The sequence below is a fragment of the Vitreimonas sp. genome (assembly GCF_035627415.1).
GTDB lineage: Bacteria > Pseudomonadota > Alphaproteobacteria > Caulobacterales > Aquidulcibacteraceae > Vitreimonas.
In genome coordinates this window covers 1-23,838 of record NZ_DASPLU010000022.1, presented here as the reverse complement: position 1 = coordinate 23,838, position 23,838 = coordinate 1, and the positions used below count along the sequence as shown (strand labels likewise).

Sequence of the window (23,838 nt, the reverse complement as noted above, 5' to 3'; positions counted from 1 at the left end):
GACCTAACCGCGCGGCCGCAGCTGAGGCGCTTGCGCGGCGTCGCCAGCGGGCGCCGCAATCTGCACCGGCTGGCCGGGCCGGACGCTCTGCAAGCCCTCGGTGACGACGCGGTCGCCCGGGTTCAGCCCGTCGAGCACCTCGGCCATGCCGCCTGCGCGCGCGCCCGTCTGGATGCGGACCAGCTCAGCCAGTTGCGCCCCTTCCGCCGCAGCGATGCGGTAGACGTACGCGCCGTCCGCGCGGTCGAGGATCGCGATCTCCGGGACCGCCAGCGCCTCTCGCGGGTTCGAACGCACGTCGACGGTAAGCAGCATGCCCGGGCGCAGGGCCTCATCTTCATTGGGCAGGATCGCGCGCACGCGCACCGTGCGTGTGGTCGGATCGACACGGCTATCGACGTTGGAGATGCGGCCGGAGAAGGCGCGGTCGGGATACGCCGCCGTGCGCGCCGTGATCTCGACGCCCGCTCTTACGCGGGCGATCTGGGTTTCCGGCACATCGAAGTCGAGCTTGATCTCGGAGACGTCGTCGAGCGTGCCAATCTGATCGCCCGGGCGCATGTATTGGCCAGGACTCGCCGTGCGGAGGCCGACGATGCCAGCGAACGGGGCGCGGATGGTGCGGTCGGCGATCCGCGAACCGCCTGCATTGAGCCGCGCCTCGGCCGCTTCGGCTGCCGCGCGCACAGTGTCGAGCCGCGCCTGCGAAGCGAAGCCGCGGTCATAGAGCTCCTGGTAACGGCGTAGTTCGTCCTGGGCCGCCTGGTGCGCCGCGCGCACTTCGGCCAAATCCGCGGCCTGCTCCACGCTCGACATTTCGACCAGCACCTGCCCGCGCCGTACGCGGTCGCCGCTGTCGAAGCGAATGGAGCGGATCGTGTCAGCGACCTTGGGCGTCAGCACGATGCTTTCGCGCGCCTGCGCAGTGCCGAGCGCCTGCAGCCCGTCCGTGAACACATGCATGGTCGCAGTTGCGGCGAGCACAATCGCGCCGCCGCCGGGAGCGCCCAGACCACCCGCGCGCCCGGGTCCAGATGTCGCGGCCTTGGCCGCGCCCTCGCCCCCGCCGCTTGAAAGCAAAGCTTTGCCGGCCACTACAAGCGCCATCAGACCAAGCGCCGCGGCCACTACGGCCGCGAAGCTGTAGCGTCTGAAGAACCCCAACATGTAGCGGACCTTACAACGAACTCTTTTCGGAATTGTGTCTAATTCGCAGTGCCGTCCAGCGATTTGCGATCAACCGCCCGGCCGACCCCACAGTCCTACTACAAGCGCCGTCTCTTGGGCGCCTCCGTCAACGCGAGTCCGCAGCCCGACTTGAATGCCCCTACCGCTTGGGCGGAAATTCACCAGGGTGACCTGGGCCCTCAGGATCTCGTCACCCTCCCGCGGCGCTTCCAGCAACAGTTGCCCCATCGCCAGCCAATTTTCGCCGGGTCGGTACCCTACGGTCAGGTCCAGTCGCTCGCTCTCGCAGCCGCCCTCCAGCGCGCGGGTCGCCGCTTCCACATTGACGAAGCCGGTGCGGCCGATGCCTCGCCCGAGCAAGGCCCGGACCTCGGCGCCGCCTTCGCTGCAGCCTTCCTGCGGACGCGAGTTCCAGAGCGCGCCGGCCTGCAAGGCTACGATCGCGCCGCGGCCGGAGCGATAGACGACATGCTTGGCGGCGAGCGTCGCTTCCCCGCGCCATACTTCCGCAGGGTCGGCGTTTCGTTGCATCCAGGTGGAGACGACGACTGATGTGTCCCTCGCCGCCGGCGCTTCAACGTAGCCGGACAACTCGACGAAAGTGAAACCTTCGCTCTCGCCGGCGAACGACGTCCAGATTTTCTGGCCGCCTTCGGGGGCGATCCAGGCGCCGGCGTTGGCCGGCAAGGGCGCGAGCGCCGCTGCGATCCCTAGGAATCGTAGCCCGGCAAATGCCGGTCCAGTTTTCTGAGCAGCCCCGGCCACGCAAGCCCCGATACCATCCCCAAGCCTTTGCTCTGTCCGACCGTCTCCAGTTGGGCGGCCTCCGGCGCGATCAGCACTTTGTCACGCCCGCCCGAGACGGCGTTGACCTGCTGCGCGCACGCGCGTTCGAGGAAGAAGATGCCGATGAAGGCTTCCGCAGCGCTCGCGCCGACCGATAGCGTGCCGTGATTGCGCAGGAGCATCATCTTCTTCTCGCCAAGATCCTTCACCAGCCGTTCGCGCTCGTCGAGATTGAGGGCAACGCCCTCATAATCGTGGTAGGCGAGGTTGGGGAGGACCAGCAGCGAGTTCTGCGAAATCGGCAGCAGACCGTCCTGCTGCGCCGAGACGCCGACGCCGGCGTCCGTATGCAAGTGAATGACGCAAAGCGCATCTTCGCGTGCGGCGTGAATGGCGGAGTGGATCGTGAAGCCGGCCGGATTGATGTAGTACGGCGTCGGCGCGACGATAGCGCCTTCGAGATCGACCTTCACCAGCGAGGATGCGGTGATCTCCTCGAAGAACATCCCATAGGGATTGATCAGAAAGTGATGGTCGGGCCCCGGCACGCGCATCGAAATATGCGTGAAGATCATGTCGTCCCAGCTGTGCAGGGCGACAAGCCGGTAGAGCGCCGCGCAATCGACGCGCGCCTGCCACTCCTCCGCGCTCACCCGGCCCTTCAGGGATACTCCAACGTCGTCGGCCATCTGATCCTCCGCCGCCGACCCTAGCCCGATCGCCCCCACTGCTCAACCGGCCTTGCGCGAACCGGTGACGAGCGCGCTGGCGCAGCGTAAGAGGTTCCGGCATGAAGCTCGCCTTCACCGCCAGCGCTCGTCCGGAAGCGCAAGAAGCGCTGCGCCGCCTCCGCCACCGTTACGGCGAAGCCGGCGAGGCCGACGCGGACGTTATCGTGGCGCTTGGTGGGGACGGCCACATTCTCGATACGCTGCGCGCACGACTGCGGGACCGCAAATCCGTCTACGGCATGCACCGTGGCACGATCGGTTTTCTCATGAATGAGTACGCCGAGGACAATCTCGAGGAGCGCGTCGCCGGCGCCGAACCGGTTCGTATCCGCGCCCTGGTGGCGCATTGCGAGACGGCAGCTGGCGCAGTCGAGGAGCGCGCCTTTAACGAGGTTTCATTGCTCCGCCAGACGGCGCAATCGGCCAAGCTCCGCATCAGCGTCGATGGGGCTGAGCGGATGTCCGAATTGCTCTGCGACGGCGTCATGGTGGCGACGCCTGCCGGATCGACCGCCTACAATTTCTCGGCCCACGGCCCCATCCTGCCGATCGACTCGAGGCTCCTGGCGCTGACGCCGATCAGCGCCTTCCGGCCGCGTCGCTGGCGCGGCGCGCTCTTGCCTCATCGCGCTCATGTCCGCATCGAAGTGCTCGAGCCGCAGCGCCGGCCCGTAAGCGCCGCGGCCGACAATCTCGAGACCCGTGACGTTCTCGCAGTCGATATCCACGAGGACCCATTGGCGGCGCTGACGCTGCTTTTCGACCCGGGCCACGCCTTGGACGAGCGCATTCTCCGCGAGCAGTTCAGCGTCTAACGTCAACCTTCTGTTCACCAGCCAGCTCGATGCTCGCTCGCATGGCCGACGGTAAAGCTCAGCTGATCGATCCCCGCGACGCTGGCCGGCGGAGCGTCGCTCTGAGGCGGCCGGTGTTCGATGAGGAAACGCTCGCGCGCGCCGACAGCGTCCTGCACGCGCTGGCGGACTCGCTGTGCGAATGGCTCGACGGCGACATCGAGAAGCTGCAGCAGGCGCGTCTGGGCGCCGAAGCGGCAGGCTGGGCGGATACAGCGCTGGAGCAGCTGATGGCCGCCGCACACGATCTCAAGGGTATGGGCGCCACCTACGGGTATCCGATCGTTACGCAGATCGCCGCATCGCTTTGCCGTTCGATCGAGACACAAGCCGGCAAGGCGCAGGCGCGGCAAGATCCGACGCTCGTCTGCGCCCATGTCGACGCGCTCCGCGCCGCCGTGCGCGACCGAATAAAGGACGTGAACCACCCCGTGGGCCGCACCCTGCTGCGCACGTTGGAGCAGCGGGTCGAAGGCTTAGGAGTGGCGCCGCGCTGAGCCTAATGCAGCGTTCACCATCTTCGACCGCCGATCCTTAACTCCGCCCGTGCGATGAACGCAGCTCACGATAGCTGCGCACATGAACGTCATTCCCTTCCGCATCCGTTCGACGCCGGAGCCGCTGGCTTTCGCGATCGGCACGCGTGTCGATCTTCGCATCGGCGCGTTGGGCGGCGGCGTGGTGCGTCCCCGCGGCTCACCGGGCGAAGCGTTCGCGTTCTCGAATCTCGCCAGATTGATGCGCGGCGCCCGCATGGCGTGGCTGGAGCGCGGCGCGCGCTCGCCCCTGACGTTGGCGGTGCCTGAAGAGATACAGGGCTCGCTGGAAGCCGAGCTGCTCAGCGAGGCGGCGCTCGAAGCGGGCTGCACGCGTCGGAGCTTCAGCTTCCAGCTCAACGAACGCCAGATGGTCGCTGCCGGCCCCGGTCTGGCCGAGGCGCTTCGCGCGCGGGGCTGGAGCATCGTGCTGCGCGGCGATCCCGATTGCCCGCTGCCGTTCGGCGCGCGCGCGCGCGCGCTCTACAGTGAAGTCGTCGTCGACGCGCCGACGTCGCCGGATCCGTTCCTGGCGCTTGAATCGGGCGACCGCTCGCCATTAGGACGGCGGCTGCTGGCCGCCAAAGCCGCCGGGCTGATCGTCACCGCGGAGTGTGTCGCGACGGCGTCGCAGGCGCGCATGCTCGCCATCGCTGGCTTCGACCGCGGCGGCGGCCCTTTCGCGGAAGCGGGCCTCCGTTAGATCGCCGCGACGCGCTCCGACTGCAGGCCCGACGCGTCGAGCTTGTCGAGCAGGTAATCTAAGTCATCCTTCGGAACGGATTGGAAGAGCGTCAGCGTCCGCTCCAGCATGCGCTTCCGGAACGTGATCCGATCCTGCGCAGCGGCTTCACGCTCGACGCTGTGATACACCTCCACCGCGGCGCGGAAGGAGGAAAACAGGCGCGGCGGCAGACCGGCCCGGTCGAACGCGGCCTTGAGACCGAGCGGACCGCTATCATGCATCAGCAGCCACATGCGCTGATGCGGTAGGCCGCCCAATTCCGCCATCGCATGCTCGACGAAATCGAGATGCCCGAGGCACAGACCGCGCATCAGCAGAGACGGCGTCAGCCTGCCGTTCAGATTGAGCTGCTGCACGAAACGCGGCAGATCACTCTGACGGGCAGCCTGCTCGACGATATCAATCGTCGCCCGCTCGCGCGCGCCCATGGCGAGATCGATCGCGATCTGCGGGGGCAGTTCGTGATTGTTCACCAGGTGATCGAACAGTTCGCCTGTCACCATCGCGACCAGCTTTTCGGTCACACTCACCGGCAACGTCTCGCGTCTGACCATCGCGGCAGTAACCGATGATATCTCCGGAAAGCGCTGCAGCGCAGACTGAAGCCCAGTTTCGTCGAAGGCCGCATTGTCGTTGGCGAGCGCGCGTTCGACCGCCTCCGAAACGGCGTAAGCAGACAGCGCGCCGGTCACAGTGGCTGTGAGCTTTTCACGGCTAGCGACGGCAACCTGCTTTGCCGGCGGGGACGCACGCACGATCTCCACGAGATCGCTGTCGGTCAGCGATGGCGAGTTCATGATCACCGGCAGCGCAATGCTGTCGAGATCGCGCGCCAGCTTGTTGGCGATCTCCCGCGGCAGTTTCGGCGAGTTCTTCAGCGCCACCGCCAGCGCGCGGCGCACGAGCACGGCGGCGTCCTGCGCCATGATGGAGATGATGCCTTCGGCGTGCGCGCGGTCGTCGGCGGAGAGTTCGGCGTCTTCGATGCAGCGGCAGATCTTGTGCGCAGCCTGCGCGCGCGCATCCTCCGTCGGCCCCTTGATCAAGGTGCGGATGTCGCTATCGGTGAGATTGGCGCGCATGGTGACGATCGACATGGGTGCGCTCGCGCTGGCAGAGGCGACGGCGACTCTGCCGCGCCGGAGCGGCAAGCCTCGCGGGCGAGCCTTAATGAAAGCTTGACCGCACCTGCCGTTACGGGAGGGAAACGGCATGCTCGAAGGGCTGCGGATCGTCGAATACGCCACCTATGTCGCCGCCCCTGGCGCCGGTGGGGTGATGGCCGATTGGGGCGCTGACGTCATTAAGGTCGAACCCCCGGGCGGCGATCCGATCCGCATGTTCTTCTCCTCGCTCGGCGTCGAAGAGGCCTCCAATCCTGTTTTCGACATGGATAATCGCGGCAAGCGCGGGATCATTCTCGACACCACCCAAGAGGTGGGACGTGAAGCGCTGCTGAAACTGATCGATGGGGCGGATGTCTTTTTGACCAACGTGCGCCCTGGCGGGCTGCAGCGCGCTGGCCTCGATCACGAGACTATCCTGAAGCGCTGTCCGCGCCTGATCTATGCGATCCTGACAGGCTATGGGCTCGAGGGCGCCGAAGCCGATCGCCCCGGAATGGATTCGGCCGCCTTCTGGGCGCGCTCGGGTCTTGCGGCGATGTTTCGCCCAAAGGGCGGCGACCCGGTACAGCTGCGGACCGCGTTCGGCGATCACGTGGCCTCGCTCGCCATCGTCGGCGCGATACTCGCGGCGCTCTACGAGCGGCAGAGCACCGGGATAGGCCGTCTTGTTGAAGCGTCGTTGCTTCGGGTCGCCCATTATGTAGGCGGCAGCGATCTCGCCATTCAGCATACGCGCGGACGCATCGCTTCCAATCGCGCGCGCGCCGACGTGCCCAATCCGCTGATCAACTACTTCAAGACGCAGGACGATCATTGGATCAGCCTGCTGCAGCGTCAGGGCGAGAAGGACTGGCCGAAGCTCACGCGCGCGCTCGGGCTCGAACACCTGGTCGACGATCCGCGCTTCGCCAACAATCGCGCGCGCCGCGAAAACGGCGCGGAGCTCGTAGGCTTGATGGACACGGCGTTCTCAGCGCGGCCGCTGGCGGACGTCGCCGCTGCGCTCGATGCCGAAGAGATGGTGTGGGCGCCGATCCTCACGCCCGCGGAGGCGATCGCCGACCCGCAAGCGCGCGCGGCCGGCTGCATCGTGCAGACGCCGACGCACGATGGCGGTTCGATGCCGGCGCCTGCGGCGCCGGTTCGTTTCCCCGGCGCCGACGACGGGCCGAAGGGCCCTTCGCCTCGTCTGGGAGAGCACACACGCGCAATCCTCGGTGAGCTTGGCTACTCCGAAGGTGAGATCGACGCGCTATATGCCAGCGGCGCCGCAGCCTAGGTCTCGTTCATGCGCGCATAGGCGCTGATCGCTTGCAGCGAACTGTTCTCGCGCTCGTCGCCACCGCTGGGGCGCAACAGCGGCAACAGCGCCATATGAAACAGCGCCTGCGCCAACGCCGGTGAAATCCCTTGGCCGCCCCGGACATCGCCGGCGTGCGCACTCGGCGGCTCCGCGATGCCTGCGCTAGCGTCGAGGTTCAGCCGCTCCAGCAACCCCTGCGCCGAACGCGCTTGACCATGCGCATAAAACAACCCGCGGTTCGCCGCCGCCTCGCGCGGAAACAACGCGGATGCGTCCGGCGCGCCGTTCTGCGCCGCCTCGATTAACCTCAGTGCGCCGCCGGCGCCCATGACGTGCGCCGCGTAGAGTTCGCCCGCTGTCGGGGTGCGTCCGAGACGGCTCTGCAAGGCTTCCGCGTTCTCCCGCGCCAGCTCACCGGCCATCCGCGCAGAAAGCTCTGGATCGTTCCTAAGCGCAAGTATCTCGCGCCGTGTTTGCGCATCCGCGCCGCCGCGTAACGCCGCCGATTGCGCCGTGAGCCCGTGTGCGGGACCGTGTCGCCGCACCATGTCGAGCCATGTGCTTTCTATGAATTGGAAAAGCCCAGTCGCGCTCGACGTGCCTGCACGGGCGCCGGGATTAAGCGCGCTCTCGCGCCGCGCCGTCTCCACCAGGAGCGAGAAATCCACACCGGTTGCGTCGGCGGCGCGGCGGATCGCTGCGCGAACGGCCTCCTGCCCGACGGACGCAATCGGATCGCTCATGACATCTGCGGTCTATGTATTTGGTAAACGCTCTGTTAACGTCACGCCGCTTGATGGGGAGGGCACCATGCGTTTCGCAGCCGGTTTGACTTTGCTTGTCGCCCTAGGGCTGGCGGCACCGGTCGGCGCACAACCTATGCAGACCAGTGAGTCCGTCCGCGATGCAACCTTGGACCAGCTGGCGCGCCGCTATGTCGAGTTCGGCGGCGCGGAGGACATGTATGTGGAGGCATCGGTCTACGGATTCCGCAAAGGCGCGGAGGCGCGGCGCGTAGATCTCAGTGATGAGCAATGGCGGCGGATGGACGAGGCAGTGCGCCAGGCCTTCCGGCCCGCGGCGGAGTTCTACGTGCGCGAAGTGACAGCCTTCTATGCTCAGCACAACGCGCGCGAAGATTTGCTGGCCGCTATCGCGTTCTACGACACGCCCGAGGGCCGCGCCTATGTCGCAGCTTCGCTCGCTTATTCGCTACCGCTCACCGTGTACTTGGCGACACAAGGCCAGATTCCGCTGGAGCAACCGCCTAGCGCCGACTCGATCGCACGAGACCGCTACGACCTCGCACGTGAGTTGAGCGAGGTTCTTGTAGGGCGCATTCACCCCACGGACATCGCAATGATCGAGACGACTACTTTCGGGATGGCCGGCCTCAAAGACTACGTCGCGCGCTCGCTCGGTTCGTCATTGGAACGCGACGAACTCGCGGCCGCCCTCACCTGGGCGAACTCCGAACCGGCTCAGCGGTTGGAGGGAGTCTCGGCGGAACGGACACTGATGATGCAATCCGTGCTGCTGCGCGCCACTCAGCAGGTCGACATGCCGGCGCTGACGACCCGCGTGCAGGAGATAATGCGCGAGACGCCTGCATGACGTGAGCACTCGCGCTATCAGTAGCTCTTCGGTAGCCCAAGCACGCGTTCGGCAATAAAGTTCAGGATCATTTCGCGGCTGACCGGCGCGATGCGCGCAATCATCGCCTCGCGGAAATAGCGCTCGACGAAATATTCTTTGGCATAGCCCATGCCGCCGTGCGCTAGCACGGATGACTCGCACGCTCGGAAGCCGGCTTCGGCGCCGAGATACTTGGCCGCGTTCGCTTCGGCGCCGCAATCTCTGCCGGCGTCATATAGAGCGGCCGCTTTGAACGTGAGCAGGTTTGCCGCTTCCAGTTCGGCCCATGATTTGGCGAGCGGGTGCTGGATCCCCTGGTTCTGACCGATTGGCCGGCCGAACACGACGCGCTCCTTCGCATACTGCGCCGCGCGCTTCAGAGCGGCGCGGCCAAGTCCGATCGCTTCGGCCGCGAACAGTACCCGTTCGGGGTTGAGTCCCGAGAGCAGTATCTTGAATCCGGCGCCCTCCTCGCCGATCAGTTCTGCGTTCGAGACCTCGAGGTCCTCGATGAAGAGCGTGTTGCACTCCACCGCCCTGCGGCCCATTTTCGGAATCGGCTGCGCCTCGATGTGCTTGCGGTCGAAATCGGCGTAGAACAGCGACAAACCATCCGTCGGGCGCTTCACCTGATCCTTCGCCGTCGTGCGCGCGATGATCAAGATCTTGTTCGCGCGTTGCGCGTTGGTCGTCCAAATCTTTCGGCCCCGAATGCGATAGCCGCTGTTGGTGCGCTCGGCGCGCGTTTCGAGACTCGCGGTGTCGAGCCCGGAGTTCGGCTCCGTGACCGCAAAGCAGGCCTTGTCCGTGCCGTCGATCGCTGGCGGCAGGAAACGCGCCTGCTGCTCTTCCGTGCCGAACTTCACGATCGGCATGAGGCCGAAAATGTTAAGATGGATCGCGCTCGCACCCGAAAATCCGGCACCCGACTGCGCCACCGTCTGCATCATCAGCGCGGCTTCGGTGAGCCCCAGTCCCGCGCCGCCGAAGCGCTCCGGCATCGCGACGCCAAGCCAACCGCCCGCCGCGATGTCGGCGACGAACTCTTCCGGGAATTTCCCCGTCTCGTCCGTCCGTAGCCAGTAATGATCGTCATACTTGGCGCAGATTTCCTCGATCGCGTGCTTGATCGCGAACTGCTCTTCCGTGAGGTCGATGGCGAACGTCATGCTGTTCCAAATCTCGCCGGTGAAAGTGCGGCCCAATCCGGCGCGATCTCGGCGCCAAACACGTAAGCGCTTATGATCTCGGCGGTGATCGGCGCCAAGAGCCAACCGTTGCGGCCGTGCCCGGCGGCAATGAAGAGCCCATCACCGTCCAAACCTATCATCGGCCAGCCGTCCGGACTCATCGGTCTAATGCCGGCCCAAGCGCGGCCGCTGGTCTTGAAGGCGCCCGGCAGCGCACGCTCGGCTTTCGCCGCCAAATCGGCCGTGAGCGCCTTGTCCACGGCGCGGTCGTGGCGCCCAAGCTCCATGGTCGCGCCAAGCACTACGTCTTCGCGCCGTTGGGCGATGTAAAAGTCGCCGCCGCGCACAGTTGCGCCCAGGGGTCGCGGCAGCTCGATCTCAACCAGATGTCCTTTGCTGGCCTGGACGCGCTTCAACGCCGGCGCCGCGTTCATGATCTTCTCCGTCGCCCAGGCGCCCGGCGCGAGTACGATTGCGTCCGCTTCGAACGTGCGGTCGTCGTGCGCCACGGCTGCGTTCGCGCTGACGCTTGCGACATCGGTGTCGAACTCGATCAGCACGCCCATGGCGCGCGCCTGCATCGCCAGTCCGGTCAGCACCCGCAAAGGATCGGCGACACCTTCGTCCAAGACGAATACGGCATTCTCGACACGCGCATTGAGTCCAGTGCGCTTGACGAACTGGCCGGGACTGATCGGCGTAGCTTCTCGGCCCAACCGCTCCGCATTACGTTGGAAGGCAGCCGCCTCTTCGGCGTTGCCGTTCATCACCACGGCGCCATCGAAGCGCGCGCCGTCCGCCCATTCCGCGCCGGACCGGCGCGAACGCCACAGCTCGAACGAGTCGAGCATCAGGCGCTCGTGCGCCGAGGTCCCGCGCTCGAGCGGAGCTAGCATTCCCGCCGCCGCCGCGGACGCGGTGGGCCCGAATACGCTCGGATGCTCCGACTCGGCTTCAAGCAGCGTCACCTGCGCGCCGCCTTGGCGCAGGCGCACGGCGCAGCTCAGGCCGATGACGCCGCCGCCGACAATCACTACACGTTTCATCAGCTCTCATTCGCGCGCGGTGCGCCGCTCCGCCTCGCCCCACTCGGTCAGATCGAACTTCGGGTCCGGGTACGATGCATTCACGTAAGCACGGCCCGCCGCTACGCCAGTCTCGTAAAGCAGTTCAAGATTGGCTTCGCGCGTATTGTCGGTTCGCGCCAGAGCCTGCAGAGTCGCAGGATCGAGCTCGCGCCCGATCATGCGCTCGAGATGGGTCATGGGCGGCTGCGGATCGCCGACGTGCCTCGGCTTCGGCTTGGTGTCGAGCGCCACATCAATGCGCTGGTAGTCCAGCAGCGCGGCGATGGAAGCCTTCGACTGATCGCCGAGTTCCTGATTCACGATCCACGGCTTACGCGGACTCGACATTGCCTGCAGCAGCGCAACGCCATGCATCAGCGCGTCATAAGCCATCGCGCGAGTCACATGCATCGCGCGCAATCCGGGCGCGAGCCCCTCGAGGGCAGCGCCGGCGATCGCAGGGCGTCGGAGGCCGGAGCCGATCGAGGTCATCATCAACGCATCAGGTCCGGCGTACCAGCCGAACCTGTAGCCTGGATCCAGCGCCATGACGAAAAGCTGTTGGCCTGGATTGAGATTTGCATCGATGAAATAGCCCTTCTTCCGCGAGCGGCGCTTCTCGTCGAACTCCACGTCGACGGACACTGCATTGAGCAACGCCGGAGAGGCCACGCTCGCGGCAAGCACGTCGACAAGCCGATATTTCTTGTTGGCGAACTGTTCCCCCTCAGGGGGATCGTAAAAAGCGCCGAGAGGATGATTGGTGAACAGCCAACACGCGCCAGTGTCGACGCGCTTGGCGAGAATGGCGAGCCCCGTCTTTATGTCCTGCGAACCTAGCGTCCGGTTTGCGAATATCCGTTGCAACGCACGGCGCAGGCGCACGGGCGAAAACCTCGCGCCGATGTGAATGTCGTCCCCTGCGCTGCGGCCGTACGCCTCCGGCGCCATCGCAAGGAACGTTTCCGCCAACGGCTCGACGCCATAGCCGAGCGACAGACCGGCATCGACGATCGCCCCAGTCGAGCTGCCGCCGATCAGATCGTAGTAGTCGGAGAGGCGAAACCCCGAACCGCCCCCCGCGCGACGGCGCAGTTCGTCCTCCAGCGCTTTCAAAACGCCCAGCGTGAGCACAGAGCGCACGCCGCCGCCGTCGAGCGCAAGCATCCGCTTCGCGCCGGTGTCAGGCGACAGGTGCTCGAACAGCGTCCTCGACATGATCCCTCAGATCACCGTTTTACCGTCCGTCCGCCGCTAAAAGAAGACTAGAGAAGCCGGATCGCGCCCGCTGTGCACCGCTTTGTACTCAGCTGCGAGAAAAAGCCCTCCGGCAACGTAGACAACGCCGCCCTCGCCCGCTTCTGACAGCGCCAGCCGGCGCGCCTCTTCAACGCTCTCGGCAATTGCGATTTCCGCGCTCGGATTCGCCGCCGCCGCACGTGCGGCGATCTGCGCAGGTGGGGCGCCCTTGTGCCGCGCGGCGACGCAGATGATCGCTTCGAACGCCGGCGCAAGAACACCGACGATCTCCGCTACGCCCTTGTCGAGCGAAACGCCGAGCACCAGCACGCCTGACGGCGCGGACCGCATCTCGTTGAAGCCGTCGAGCGCTGCCCGCACGCCAGCCGGCGTGTGGCCGACGTCGATCACCGTCAGAGGCGCGCGGTCGATGATCTCGAGCCGGCCTGGCCAGCGCGTGGCCGCAAAGCCGGCGTCCGTCTGCTCCGGCGACAGCACCGCGATGTCCCGCGCCAGCGCGAGCGCCAGCGCCGCGTTCTGCGCTTGAAATCCGCCGGGCAACGGCGCCTGGTCGATTGCCGAAACAAGTACCGGCTCGATGCCGCGCGTCGCGCAATGGGACTCGATGACGGCGCGTTGTCCATTGCAGCTCTCGCCGTAGAACACTTTTGCGCCCGCGCGGGCCGCATCGAGCTTGTCGCGCGCGATCGCCTCGAGCGTGTCACCCAACAGATCGGTGTGCTCGAGATCAAGCGAGGTGAGCGCGAGGCGCGGCGCCCGGATCAGCCGCACGGGATCCAGCCTGCCGCCGATGCCGGCCTCCCAGACCGTGTGGGCGCAATCGTTCGCCGCGAAGAAGACGGCCGCGACCAGAAACAGAAACTCGAATGCGCCGAAATTGTCCTGCTCGCCGGCGCTCCGAACCGCGGTCAGGACGCGCTCCCAATGCGCCTCCAGCTCCTCATCGGCGATGTCGTCGCCATTCAATCGGAAGCGCTCGTTCAGATCGAGCAGATGCGGCGAGGTGAAGAGCCCGACGTTTCGCCCGGTCTGCTGCAGCAGCGCCGCCGTCATCGCCGCCGTCGAGCCCTTGCCGTTGGAGCCGACGATCACAGCGCCGGTTTCGCCGAAACGAGTAAGATCGATCCCGAGCGCCCGCGCAGCCTTGTCGACGCGCGCCAGCCCTGGCCCGACGCCGAACTTCGGAAACGGCGCCCGCCATGGCCTCATCGCAGCGCCGCCGCGAAGTTTGCGCGCCAGATCGCCTCGATCAAATCCCAGCGACCGTGGTCTTCGAGGGTCGCGATCATCGGATTGGAATTCACCTCGATAACCGCTGGCCCATCGTCGCCGCGATCGAAAATGTCCACTCCGGCTAGTCCTAGCCCGATCGCCGCCGCTGCTGTCCGCGCGATCTGCTCGAGGTGCGGCTCCGCGCCGTCGCGGAAGGCCGATGCGCCGCCGCCCGCCGACCGGTTCGCCGGCCCCTCGAGCGTGATCCGTTCGCCCACTGCGGGCAGGTCTCGTGCGCCCACCAGGGCGCCATGAGCGCCGCGTCCCCGCGGCTTCAGCGGCGGCGCGCCGTCTTCGCGCGGCAACGCTGCGACGAGATCGGCCAACGTACTGCGTCCATCGGCGATCACTTGCGGCTGGTGCTTGCGATACGAAAACAGCGCCTCGCCTCCAAGGACGAACACCCGATACTCAGGGGCACTGACGAAAGGCTGAACCAGGACAGCGAAGTGCTCGCGAGAGATGCGCTGCATGTAGTCCGCAAACGCGTCGGCGCATTCGATGACTTCCGCGTATAGCCCGTTCGACGCGGAGATCGGCTTACAGAACAGGGGATAGGCGGCGCTCGCCGCGTAAGCCAATGCGTCCTCAGGCTCGCGCCCTGGGGAGCGCATCTTCATCCAGCGCTTCGTGACAAAGAACACCCGCCCGGGCAGCACGGGCACGCCCGCTTGCCGGAGCGCCTCGGCGCAAAACGCCTTGTCACGGGCGATTGAAGCGGAGCGCGCGTCATTCAGCGCATAGGGTGTGCCGGCGCCGGCCGCAAACGTCGCCGCGCGCGGGCCGTCGCGCACTTCGAAGAGGTAGCCGTCGTCACCATCGAGCGAACGGAAAGCGTAGCCGCAGGCGCTGGCCGTGTGGGCCGCGTAACGCGCGTGCGCGCTCAGCAGCTTGGTGCGAATGGTACCGCCTCCAGGGCTCGAACCAGGGACCTCCGGATCCACAATCCGGCGCTCTAACCAACTGAGCTAAGGCGGCACATTCGGGGCGCGGAACCTAGCGCCGGCGCCGCAGCGAAGCAAGGCGGCGCCAAGCACTTGATTTCAGCGGCTTACACCGGCCCCCAGCCCTGCTCGTTGATGAAGTTCCGCAGGCGCTGGATGCGGCCCTCAGGGTCCGGGTGGGTCGATAAAAACGCCGGCGGGCGCGAGCCGCCGCCCGATTGCATGGCCTGCCAGAATGGAATCGCCTGCCTCGGATCGTACCCGGCGCTTTGCATGTAGCGGATGCCGATAATGTCGGCTTCGGCCTCCTGCTCGCGCGAGAACGGCAGGCTGATCCCGACCTGCGCCCCCAGGCCAAGGGCCGCCATTGCGACTTGGCTGTTGATCTGCGTGCCGGCGACTTGCAGCGCCGTCTGCGTCGCGATCTCGCGGCTGTAACGCTCGGCGGCGTGGCGGCCGGTCACATGGCCCACTTCGTGGCCGAGCACCGTCGCCATCCAGTCGTCGCGTTCGCAGATCTCGTAAAGACCGCGATAGAAGCCGACTTGGCCGCCCGGCAGCACGAACGCGTTCTTCTGGTCGCTATTGAACAGCACGAATTCCCAAGACTGATTGCCGCGTCCGGCCGCCTGGACGATGCGGCGGCCAACAGTCTCGAGCCGTCGCTGGGCCGCTGCGTTATTCCATTGCGGCGTCTGCTGGCGAACCTGCTGCCATGCGGACAGCGAAGCCTGCTGCAGCTGCGCCTCGTCGACGATGATGAACTGGCCGCGCCCGGTGACCGGATTTTCGTAGGTGGCGCAGCCCGCCAACAGCACCGCCGACCCCGCGCCCAAGCCCCGGAGCAGATCGCGGCGGTCCATCTTGGAGACATCGACCAGTTTGGCGCCGTCGGCGCCGTGATGTTCACACATGGCAGACCTCCTCGTGAGCGTGCGTTCTTACCACCTTTTCCGGTCAACGCGCCCCGCAATCAAGAGTTCAAACCGGCGGACGCGGAGACGCCCGGTCAGACGTGGACAGGCCGGAGCCGCCCCGCTATAGACCCTCGCTCCGCGCCGGCCCCAGTTTGCAGGGCCCGGCGACCGGGACGCCTGGGTAGCTCAGTTGGTAGAGCAGCGGATTGAAAATCCGCGTGTCGCTGGTTCGATTCCGGCCCCAGGCACCAGAACCCCGTCCAGGGACTTCCGCTAACGTCCGAAAACTTATGGTTTTCAAGCACGTGACGTCCGGTGACGTCCAAGGCCGTACGTTCACAGCGACGCGTTTTGGAGACACTTTGACGGACACGAAAGCGAGCGGAGAAAGTCGTGTCCGTCACTTTGACTGATGTCGCCGTGCGCAACGCGAAAGCGCGCGCAACTCGATACAAATTGAGCGCTGAGCATGGGCTCTATCTACTCGTGCAGCCGAGCGGCGCCAAAGCGTGGCGTTTCGACTACCGTTTCGCCGGCAGGCGCCGAACGCTCATCATCGGGCCCTATCCCCTCATCAGCCTGAGCGATGCGCGCGCGATGCGCGACGATGCGCGCAAACTTCTCCTCGCCGACATCGATCCCTTGGAACAACGCAAACTTGAGCGCATCGAAGCGGAGCTGAAGCGCGGCGTCACCTTTGCCGTCATCGCCGACGAACTGATCGCCAAGATGGAGCGCGAAGGCAGAGCCGAGGCCACCATGACCAAGACGCGCTGGCTGATCGACTTCGCTCGGCCTCAGCTCGGCGGCCGTCCGATCTCGGAGATCAGCGCACCGGAGGTGCTGGCAGTGCTGCGAAAGATCGAGGACCGCGGCCGCTACGAGACGGCGCGACGCCTTCGCAGCGTTGTCGGCTCCGTGTTCAGGTACGCCATCGCCACCGGCCGCGCCTCTAACGATCCCACCTATGCCCTGAAAGGTGCGCTGATCTCGCCTCCCGTTCAGCACTATGCCGCGATCACGACCGCCGAAGGCGCAGGCGAGCTGCTCCGCGCCATCGAAGGCTATGGCGGACACCCTGCCACCCACGCCGCGCTGAGGCTCGCGCCCCACGTCTTCGTCCGCCCCGGCGAATTGAGGACTGCCGAATGGGCGGAGATCGACCTTCAGCAGGCCGTCTGGAGCATCCCAGCGGCCAAAACCAAGATGCGGCGGCCCCTCAAGGTGCCGCTGACGCCCCAAGTCGTCGCGATCTTTGCATCGATGCGGAGGCTGACCGGCGATGGTCGTTACGTCTTCCCATCGCTTCGAGGCTGCGACCGCCCGATGTCGGACAACTGCCTCAACGGCGCGCTTCGGCGCCTCGGCTACGACAACACTGAGATGACCGCCCACGGCTTTAGAGCGATGGCGTGTTCGCTGCTCAACGAAAGCGGCCTCTGGCACGCCGACGCTATCGAGCGCCAGCTCGGTCATTGCGACGGGAACGACGTTCGCCGCGCTTATGCGCGCGCGGAATATTGGGACGAGCGCGTGCGGATGATGGCCTGGTGGTCCAATCGCATCGATGCGTTTCGTGCGAACTCCGCGGCGGCGATCGCAACGAAAGCAGCCCCTCCCCTATCACTGACGCAAAGACCTGCCCCGGGCCTCAAGAAGCCATTGTCAATGTTGCGGCCAAATCATTTGAGAAAACAGCCGCTGCTGCGCCGGTCAAACTCGCATTGAGCGGCGCCCGAACGCATCCGATAACCAGGAATGACAAAGAAGAACGCGAAAACTTGGCCGATTAAGAGGGCAAGATACAATGCGCCGCAGTGCTGGATGCACAGCGGCTTGTCTGCACATCTTTTTTCCTGCCGCACGTTCGCGGGCGGCGCCGCAAACTGCGGCAAGGTGATGAGAGCCGCTTTGCGCTGATATGAGAGCGCGAGCGATGGATCACGAAGACAGATTTGAAGGCGACGTCAGCCGCCAGCGCGCCAAGCGCACGCCAGAGTTTGCGTCGCTGTTTCGCCCACCATCCGCGGTCAGCTCAAAGCGTGTCGCCGCGCGCGCACGCGCCGCCTGGTTCAACCGCAGCCGCGGCGCAGGCAGTGTCAAGCTGAAGCACGACCGGCCGGCCGGCAGTCAGCGCGTGATGGTGAAGATCCACCCCAAGGTCCATGGCAGGCTGGCGGGCGGTGCAGGCTCGCTGATGCGGCACACGCTCTATGTCGAGCGCGACGGCGCCGGCCGCGACGGCGATCCGGTCCAGGTGTTCGACCGCGAGCTCGACCAGGCCGATGGCGCAGCCTTTGTCGCACGCTGCGAAGGCGACCGCCACCATTTCCGGGTCATCATCTCGCCCGAGTACGGCGGCGCGATCGATGACCTCAAAGCCTACACCCGCAAGCTGATGCAGCGCGTGGAGCTCGACCTCGACACCCGCATCGACTGGATCGCGGCCGAACACCACGACACCGGCCACCCTCATGTCCACCTGCTGATGCGCGGCGTGCGCGACGATGGACGCGACCTGGTGATCCCGCGGGCTTATGTTTCCCACGGTTTCCGCGAGCGTGCCGAAGACCTCGCCACCGAGCTGATCGGCCCGCGCCTTGAGCCCGATCGCGCCGATCGTGCGGTCAGACAGGAGCGCTTCACAGAGCTCGACCGCGAGCTTATCGCCCGCGCTCGTGACCGCGAGATCGCAATGAGCGAGCTTCCAGAGGACGGCGTTCACGCCGCCCGGCTGGTGCGGCGTCTCAATCGGCTCGAAGAGCTTGGACTGGCCGAGCCCACAAGAGCTGGCGTCTGGCGGCTTGACGCGGAGCTCGAAGACAAGCTGACGCGCCTTGCCGACCGGCGCGACCGCGAGCGCGCCGCAGCGCACCTGTTGGCGCAGGAAGATCGTGGGCTCGAGCCTGGTCGCACCCGTGAGCTGGAGGCGGCGGACTGGGACCAGCGCGTCGTCGGGCGCCTGGTTGGCTTTGAGCGCCTCAGCGACGACCCGCGCGGGCCGCAGCTGATCGGCGTCGACGGCATCGACGGCAGCTTCTGGACTGCCCGTGTCGCAAGCCCCGAGGATCTTCGCTGCCTCGCCGGCGTCGAGCGCGGCGCCATCGTCGAGATCGAGCGCGCCGCGCCCGCTTTGAAGCCGTCCGACCGCACCATCTGGGAAATCGCCCAGGAGAACGGCCTCGCCTATTCGGCTGCTATCCATCGGCAGGCGCGCCCTACAGACCGCGACGCCTACATCAAGATGCATGAGCGCCGGCTCGAAGCCTTGCGCCGCGAAGGCGTTGTGAGCCGCGAACGCGACGGCACGTTCTTGTTGCCGGAGGACTACCCGCTTCAGGTGATGGCCCGCGAAGTCCGAGGCGGGCGCGAAAGCGCACGGGTGACCTTGCTCGACCCGCATGCGTTGGAGCGGCAGGCCGAGTATCGCGGGCCTACCTGGCTCGACCGCATCGCAAGCGGCCTCGAGGACCGGAGCGAACTCCGCCTGGAGGGCTTTGGCAGGCAAGTGAAAGAGGCTTGGCTCAAACGCGAAACCACCCTGGAGAAGCTCGGTCTCGGCGAGCGTGGCGACGACGGCTTCCGCGCCAACCACGATTGGCGCACCGCTCTGGAGACCATGGAGGAAAAGGCGGTGCGTGATCGCATTGAGCGCGAGACCGGCCGAGTTGCGCACTTTGCGAGGAATGGCGAGGAAGCGCACGGGCTCTACACGAGCCGCATCCACATGGCCGAACAGAGCTACGCGCTGATCGAGCGGGCCGACGAGCGTTTCTTGGCGGCCCTTGTGCCGTGGCGGCCGGAGATGGACCGCGCCCTCAATCAATTCGTCTCAGGCCGCGTCAACGGCCTCAACTTCGATTTCAAGTACGGCCGCGGCGCCGAGAAGGAATTCGCCAAGGCGTTGAAACTCGACATTGGCGGGCGCGGGTGATCTAGCACGGTGTTTCCTGCTGTTGCCTCGCGTTGCATCGGCGAGAGGCGCGAAGCGCGAAGCCAGCAGCGTGATTGCGGCGAGGTGTCGCGACTTTCGCGCGCTCAGCGATTCCCATCCGATCAGCTTTGGAGCGGCCTCGCGCACAGAGGCGGAGGCCGTCTCCTCCTTTATCCCTGCGTTGCCGTCGTGTGCGCCGCGCGCGCGAATTCGCCCCTTGCGGCGCCTGCGTTGACCCGTCCGCGATGGGATGATCGCCTTCTCGCGTGGAAAGGCTCGAAAGGTGAAGCATGCAGGACGCACCTTTACTTCCTGGCGAGGACCAGAACCGGCTCTATTCGCGCAAGGAGGCGGCGCGCTACCTCACAGAGCTCGGATTGGAGACGGCGCCGCAGACGCTGGCGCGCAAGTTTCATGAAGGCACCGGCCCGCTCTGCACCCATGTCGGCGTGCGGGCGATGTACTGGAAGGCCGACCTCGACGACTACTTCGCGGCGCAACTCTCTGCGCCACGACGCTCGTCGAGCGAGCCGAAGCGGCCCGGTGCGCCGCAATCTCGTTGATTTATCCTTAGGGCGCGACATCCTGGCGAGCGCTGCCAGCAGCATCTACTCTGGCCGGATGCAGCTCATCTTCCTGTACGGCCCGCCCGCTAGCGGGAAGCTCACCGTCGCACGACACCTCACCCGTTTGACAGGCTATGCGCTCTTTCACAATCATTTGGTCGTCGATGCGGTGGGTCGTCGATGCGGTGGGCGCCGTTTTTCCATTCGGATCGCCTCCGTTCGTGAGATTGCGCGAGAGCTTCTGGGTCGAGACCTTCGCGGAGGCCGCAGCAGCTGGGCGCTCGCTCATTTTCACCTACGCTCCCGAGAGCACCGTCACGTCTGACTTCGTGCCCCGCGCCATATCGGTGGTCGAAGCGGCCGGCGGCGACATCAAGTTCGTGCGGCTCACGGTCTCTGACGAAGAGCAAGAGCGACGGCTCTCCAACGCAGACACAGGGCGCAGCATGACAAGCTCGTCTCACTGGAGCTGCTTCGCGAGCTGCGTCCGATTTTTAAGGCCGCCAACGAGGCGATGCCGGAGCCTGTTATCAACATCGACACCGTCACAATGCCTCCCGACCGCGCAGCCGTAGCGATTGTCGAGGCGCTTCGCTAACAGGAGCCACTCAGCGACGCGGGCCGCTCGGAAAAGCGCGCCTTCCCAAGTACGACTAGAAGGTCTCCTGGCCGCTACCCAACCTCACCTCTTGAGGCGCACTCCAGGGCCGCCGTCCTTGTTCTGCCTAGCGTCGAGGAACACCACGCCGGCATCCTCCAACACACGACGAACTGCATCGACATTCGCCGCCGTACTGCCTTCCGGACCGCGAACCCCTTCCATCCGCTTGATGGTCTGCACGGACAGTTTCGTCGCGTCCGCGAGCTGCTTCTGGCTCCAGTCGAGCAAGCCGCGTGCTGCACGAATTTGTCCCGCAGTCAGCAAAAGTCACCTTTAGTCCAACAAGGCACTTTTCAGTTGACGCAAAGTGCCTCCTGGCCTAAAAGGTGACATCTGTAGCTGAAGGTCCAGTTAAATGTCTCGACGCCCACCGGTGGCGGCGGCCGCGGACGCACGCCCTGATGGCCCCTCGCGCCGCACCCTGATCGGAGGCGCAACGGCTGCGCCCTTATTTGCGGGAGCGCTGTCCGCCCCGACAGACCACGCGATCGTCGCGTGCGAAAATTGGCTCGCGTTAGACGCTGAATACAAACGCCTGTCCCGCCGCTGGCAGAAGCTCGAGGCCCAGCTCGCGCGCGAGCAAAATTTCCTGAAGCTGTCGCGCCGCCAGCAGCGTGCGCTGCCGCAAGCGCAGGAGCTCTATCAGATTGACGATCGGTTGGAGGAGCTCTGGGAGGAGCAGGAGACGCTGCTGAAGATCCTGCCGACGCTTGCCGCCACCAGCGCCCTCGGTCTTGCCGGCAAACTCGCTGTCGCCGCGACCCACATCTGCAAGGACGAGAACGAAGAAGATCATCACCTGATCGCGTCAATCCTGCGCGACTTCAAGGCGATGACGCCGGAGGGCGCGTCATGACGTTAGCGTGCGTTTCCTTGTGTGTCCTGGCGTTGGCGGGCGCGCTCCTCCACTTGGCGTCGTGGCTCGCGCTCGCGGCGTTGTTTTGGGCGCTCTCCGGCGCCAGCGCCTTTGTTGTCGGCTGGTACGTCGCCGAGCGCTTGGAGAGCACTCTCCTGGGCGTTGCCGCAGGCGTCATTGCCGCCGCGCTAATGCGCTTCGCTCTTCTGAGACTGTGGGCGTGGTTCGTCACGCCGCGCTCGCTCACGCTAATCACTTGGAGGCAGGCCTGATGGAGGCGCGCAAACGTTCGGGCCCCTCCCGCCGTGGACTGATCGCCGGCGCAGCGGCGGCGCCGCTGCTCGCCGCCGAGGGCATTCCGTCAAAGCAGGCACCGCCGCTGCCGATGACTGTGGAGGCGTCGCCAAGCGTCATCGATCCGGTTGTCGAACTCGCGCGCGAAGCCTGGTTGCTTCATCGCGAGAATGAGCGGCTGCATCGTCGCTACGGCACGGTGGAGGCTTGGCTTGTCGACAAGCACAATTGGTTCAAGCTTACCGAAGCTGAACGGCACGCCCTGCCTGCCGGCCGCAAGCTCTACGCCATCCACGAACGCTGGGCCGTGCTCGACAAGGAGCTGCCGCGGAGCATCCGTCGGCTGCGACGCCTACGAGCGACGAGCATCGGCGGCGTAATCGGTAAGCTTCAGGTCGTCGCCGCAGCCATGGAGCCAGATGAATTTCCGAGCGCTTTTTCGTTGCTCAAATCGACGATCGGCGATCTGAAGCAGATGCGATCAGGGCGTTAATTCCTCGCGCTCCTTAAGACGGCCGCCGCCAAACTCGCACGGCAGGAATTGAGCGGATAGGCGACGTTGGTCATTGTTCGGTTAGCTGACCTGATATCGCCGATTGCCGACGTTCAGCCTATCCTTGACCGTACTACTTGGGTCCATGCTAGCCAGCCGATAGAACTGAATGAGACCGCCACCTCCTCATCTGACCGCCATTGTCGTCGCCGTTCTGATTGCCGCCGCCGCTTATGCCGCAGCGACTGCGTTCCTTTACGCCTTCTTCGTAACCGGTCTCCATTCGAGCTGGCGGGGATGGGCGATCAATATTGGATTGCTCTGGCCCTTCTTTGTCATCGGGCTCTGGCTTTTTCGCGCGCAACCGGCCTTAGACAAGCAGGTGCGCAACGAGGCCACGCAAGTTCATCCGTTAGTTTGGGCCTGGCGTGTGGTTGTTGGAGCAGATCAACGCTGACTCCCAGTCTTGCTTCCTCATCCGATATCCGCTTTGGGCCAGCACTTGGCCGATCGCGATCTTTCGCGAATGACCGGCGCGCTCAAAACCTGCCGATCGCGCCCTGCCCGCAAGTTCGGCGCGCTGTCGCCGGAAGCTATCATTACCGCGGCCTTACGCTCCGCTCACCGCATCGAGTTTGGTAACGTCGAAGCTTCGCCAGCTTCCTGCCGGTACCCTCCGGTGTTGCTTCTCTCCGATTACTTCCAGACTGCCGTCAGCTTCCAACTTCAATGTGTGCGCCTTCGTATCGAGCCGCGCGCCGGTCTCGCTCAGGATCGAGACAGCCACGGTGTTCGGTGTGCTCATGCACTCTACTCGCTCTACGATAATCAGGTTCAGTGCCTAAAAATCACAACTGGCGGAGTCGCTCAATTGGTGACGCTCGCGTCAAAGCTGAATCAGCGGCCGAAGTTCGCCGAAGGACGCCTTTGGTCACAAATTTGAGGTGTGCCCTCGGTCACGGCGACAAGCGCTGCCCCTGGGTAGGTTTGCTCATCGAAGCGATGACGCTTCGATCCGAGGAGCAAACCAAATGACCAAGTTTTACGCCCTGATCGCCGCCTGCGCCGTGTTCGCCCCAGTCGCTTTCGCGACCCTGAACCAAGCAGCGCTCATCGTCGCCTGATCGGCCCACATCCAAATTTCGAGAGCAAACCAATGACCAAATTCTACGCCTTGATCGCCGCTTGCGCATTGTTCGCACCGATGGCGATGGCCACGCTCAACCAAGCCGCTCAGATCGTCGCCTAACACCGCGATTAGATCGGCCGGCAAGACAAGGCCCGCGAAGGATGCTCCCCCTTCGCGGGCCTTGTTCTTTTCCGAATGGCTTGCGCCATCTGACGTGACCCCCGTTTCTCATCCAGCCGCCACTGGAGTCCGATCCTCATCAAACGCCCCCAATGGGCGTCCTTCAAGCTCTTCGTTCCTTGCCCAACGGGCGGCGTAGGCGGCTGGCGTGAGCCAGTCGAGCTTCCCGT

General features: G+C 65.4%; 25 protein-coding genes and 2 tRNA genes. 14 read left to right on the top strand and 13 right to left on the bottom strand.

Annotated elements, in window-relative coordinates; genetic code table 11:
• Positions 1-3: 3 nt before the first annotated feature.
• The 3 genes from VEA80_RS12505 to VEA80_RS12495 all read right to left on the bottom strand — a co-directional run bounded on the left by VEA80_RS12505 (position 4) and on the right by VEA80_RS12495 (position 2,663).
• A complete protein-coding gene (locus VEA80_RS12505) occupies positions 4-1,167 on the bottom strand; it encodes an efflux RND transporter periplasmic adaptor subunit (RefSeq protein WP_325061084.1) in 1,164 nt (387 codons plus the stop codon).
• A 69-nt stretch (positions 1,168-1,236) separates the two neighbouring features.
• Entirely contained in the window at positions 1,237-1,875 is a 639-nt protein-coding gene (locus tag VEA80_RS12500) for a hypothetical protein (protein ID WP_325061083.1), read from the bottom strand.
• 23 nt (positions 1,876-1,898) lie between these two features.
• A complete protein-coding gene (locus VEA80_RS12495; protein ID WP_325061082.1) occupies positions 1,899-2,663 on the bottom strand; it encodes a class II aldolase/adducin family protein in 765 nt (254 codons plus the stop codon).
• A 101-nt stretch (positions 2,664-2,764) separates the two neighbouring features.
• Between VEA80_RS12495 and VEA80_RS12490 the strand changes: the two genes are divergently transcribed.
• The 3 genes from VEA80_RS12490 to VEA80_RS12480 all read left to right on the top strand — a co-directional run bounded on the left by VEA80_RS12490 (position 2,765) and on the right by VEA80_RS12480 (position 4,798).
• The gene (locus VEA80_RS12490; RefSeq protein ID WP_325061081.1) at positions 2,765-3,520 is read left to right on the top strand and encodes an NAD kinase; all 756 of its coding nucleotides are present in this window, start codon (positions 2,765-2,767) and stop codon (positions 3,518-3,520) included.
• A gap of 41 nt (positions 3,521-3,561) precedes the next feature.
• Complete coding sequence (locus tag VEA80_RS12485; RefSeq protein WP_325061080.1) at positions 3,562-4,056, top strand: Hpt domain-containing protein; 495 nt, start codon at positions 3,562-3,564, stop codon at positions 4,054-4,056.
• Between the two features lie 82 nt (positions 4,057-4,138).
• A complete protein-coding gene (locus VEA80_RS12480) occupies positions 4,139-4,798 on the top strand; it encodes a hypothetical protein (RefSeq protein ID WP_325061079.1) in 660 nt (219 codons plus the stop codon).
• On the opposite strand, the gene VEA80_RS12475 is transcribed toward VEA80_RS12480, so the two are convergent.
• Positions 4,795-5,937 carry a DUF2336 domain-containing protein gene (locus tag VEA80_RS12475; protein WP_325061078.1) on the bottom strand — a complete coding sequence of 381 codons (1,143 nt, stop codon included), beginning with the start codon at positions 5,935-5,937 and terminating at the stop codon, positions 4,795-4,797. The two genes, VEA80_RS12480 and VEA80_RS12475, sit on opposite strands and share 4 nt — an antisense overlap.
• A 115-nt stretch (positions 5,938-6,052) precedes the next feature.
• Between VEA80_RS12475 and VEA80_RS12470 the strand changes: the two genes are divergently transcribed.
• The gene (locus VEA80_RS12470; RefSeq protein WP_325061077.1) at positions 6,053-7,246 is read left to right on the top strand and encodes a CaiB/BaiF CoA-transferase family protein; all 1,194 of its coding nucleotides are present in this window, start codon (positions 6,053-6,055) and stop codon (positions 7,244-7,246) included.
• On the opposite strand, the gene VEA80_RS12465 is transcribed toward VEA80_RS12470, so the two are convergent.
• Positions 7,243-8,013, bottom strand: coding sequence for a transglycosylase SLT domain-containing protein (locus VEA80_RS12465; protein WP_325061076.1), 771 nt, complete (start codon positions 8,011-8,013; stop codon positions 7,243-7,245). The genes VEA80_RS12470 and VEA80_RS12465 overlap by 4 nt on opposite strands.
• Between VEA80_RS12465 and VEA80_RS12460 the strand changes: the two genes are divergently transcribed.
• Positions 8,012-8,884, top strand: a complete 873-nt coding sequence (locus tag VEA80_RS12460; protein ID WP_325061075.1) for a hypothetical protein — start codon at positions 8,012-8,014, stop codon at positions 8,882-8,884. The genes VEA80_RS12465 and VEA80_RS12460 overlap by 2 nt on opposite strands.
• Before the next feature lie 17 nt (positions 8,885-8,901).
• Here the strand turns inward: VEA80_RS12460 and VEA80_RS12455 are convergent, their stop codons facing one another.
• The 7 genes from VEA80_RS12455 to VEA80_RS12425 all read right to left on the bottom strand — a co-directional run bounded on the left by VEA80_RS12455 (position 8,902) and on the right by VEA80_RS12425 (position 15,552).
• Complete coding sequence (locus VEA80_RS12455) at positions 8,902-10,074, bottom strand: acyl-CoA dehydrogenase family protein (protein ID WP_325061074.1); 1,173 nt, start codon at positions 10,072-10,074, stop codon at positions 8,902-8,904.
• Positions 10,071-11,141 (bottom strand): FAD-dependent oxidoreductase, encoded by a 1,071-nt coding sequence (locus VEA80_RS12450; protein WP_325061073.1) that lies wholly within the window; start codon positions 11,139-11,141, stop codon positions 10,071-10,073. The genes VEA80_RS12455 and VEA80_RS12450 overlap by 4 nt, the downstream gene beginning before the upstream one ends.
• A 6-nt stretch (positions 11,142-11,147) precedes the next feature.
• Positions 11,148-12,380: a patatin-like phospholipase family protein gene (locus VEA80_RS12445; protein WP_325061072.1), complete on the bottom strand. Its 1,233-nt coding sequence runs from the start codon at positions 12,378-12,380 to the stop codon at positions 11,148-11,150.
• A gap of 36 nt (positions 12,381-12,416) precedes the next feature.
• A complete protein-coding gene (locus VEA80_RS12440) occupies positions 12,417-13,631 on the bottom strand; it encodes a bifunctional folylpolyglutamate synthase/dihydrofolate synthase (protein ID WP_325061071.1) in 1,215 nt (404 codons plus the stop codon).
• Positions 13,628-14,488: an ATP-grasp domain-containing protein gene (locus VEA80_RS12435; protein ID WP_325061070.1), complete on the bottom strand. Its 861-nt coding sequence runs from the start codon at positions 14,486-14,488 to the stop codon at positions 13,628-13,630. The genes VEA80_RS12440 and VEA80_RS12435 overlap by 4 nt, the downstream gene beginning before the upstream one ends.
• Positions 14,489-14,595: 107 nt before the next feature.
• Positions 14,596-14,672: transfer RNA gene (locus VEA80_RS12430), tRNA-His, on the bottom strand.
• 73 nt (positions 14,673-14,745) lie between these two features.
• The gene (locus tag VEA80_RS12425) at positions 14,746-15,552 is read right to left on the bottom strand and encodes a M48 family metallopeptidase (protein WP_325061069.1); all 807 of its coding nucleotides are present in this window, start codon (positions 15,550-15,552) and stop codon (positions 14,746-14,748) included.
• Positions 15,553-15,730: 178 nt separating this feature from the next.
• Here VEA80_RS12425 and VEA80_RS12420 point away from each other — a divergent pair.
• The 4 genes from VEA80_RS12420 to VEA80_RS12405 all read left to right on the top strand — a co-directional run bounded on the left by VEA80_RS12420 (position 15,731) and on the right by VEA80_RS12405 (position 20,052).
• Positions 15,731-15,806, top strand: a tRNA-Phe gene (locus VEA80_RS12420).
• A gap of 142 nt (positions 15,807-15,948) precedes the next feature.
• Positions 15,949-17,283: a tyrosine-type recombinase/integrase gene (locus VEA80_RS12415; protein WP_325061068.1), complete on the top strand. Its 1,335-nt coding sequence runs from the start codon at positions 15,949-15,951 to the stop codon at positions 17,281-17,283.
• A gap of 208 nt (positions 17,284-17,491) precedes the next feature.
• Positions 17,492-19,489 carry a DUF3363 domain-containing protein gene (locus VEA80_RS12410; protein ID WP_325061067.1) on the top strand — a complete coding sequence of 666 codons (1,998 nt, stop codon included), beginning with the start codon at positions 17,492-17,494 and terminating at the stop codon, positions 19,487-19,489.
• Positions 19,490-19,779: 290 nt separating this feature from the next.
• Entirely contained in the window at positions 19,780-20,052 is a 273-nt protein-coding gene (locus VEA80_RS12405) for a hypothetical protein (protein ID WP_325061066.1), read from the top strand.
• A 685-nt stretch (positions 20,053-20,737) separates the two neighbouring features.
• Here the strand turns inward: VEA80_RS12405 and VEA80_RS12400 are convergent.
• Positions 20,738-20,980, bottom strand: a complete 243-nt coding sequence (locus VEA80_RS12400) for a helix-turn-helix transcriptional regulator (RefSeq protein WP_325061065.1) — start codon at positions 20,978-20,980, stop codon at positions 20,738-20,740.
• A 91-nt stretch (positions 20,981-21,071) separates the two neighbouring features.
• Between VEA80_RS12400 and VEA80_RS12395 the strand changes: the two genes are divergently transcribed.
• The 5 genes from VEA80_RS12395 to VEA80_RS12375 all read left to right on the top strand — a co-directional run bounded on the left by VEA80_RS12395 (position 21,072) and on the right by VEA80_RS12375 (position 23,302).
• Positions 21,072-21,572, top strand: a complete 501-nt coding sequence (locus VEA80_RS12395; protein ID WP_325061064.1) for a hypothetical protein — start codon at positions 21,072-21,074, stop codon at positions 21,570-21,572.
• Entirely contained in the window at positions 21,569-21,844 is a 276-nt protein-coding gene (locus tag VEA80_RS12390) for a hypothetical protein (RefSeq protein ID WP_325061063.1), read from the top strand. The genes VEA80_RS12395 and VEA80_RS12390 overlap by 4 nt, the downstream gene beginning before the upstream one ends.
• On the top strand, positions 21,844-22,359 hold the full coding sequence (locus VEA80_RS12385) for a hypothetical protein (protein ID WP_325061062.1): 516 nt from the start codon (positions 21,844-21,846) through the stop codon (positions 22,357-22,359). The genes VEA80_RS12390 and VEA80_RS12385 overlap by 1 nt, the downstream gene beginning before the upstream one ends.
• Positions 22,360-22,528: 169 nt before the next feature.
• Complete coding sequence (locus tag VEA80_RS12380; protein ID WP_325061061.1) at positions 22,529-22,816, top strand: hypothetical protein; 288 nt, start codon at positions 22,529-22,531, stop codon at positions 22,814-22,816.
• Positions 22,817-22,861: 45 nt separating this feature from the next.
• Positions 22,862-23,302 carry a hypothetical protein gene (locus tag VEA80_RS12375; RefSeq protein ID WP_325061060.1) on the top strand — a complete coding sequence of 147 codons (441 nt, stop codon included), beginning with the start codon at positions 22,862-22,864 and terminating at the stop codon, positions 23,300-23,302.
• Positions 23,303-23,838: the final 536 nt, after the last annotated feature.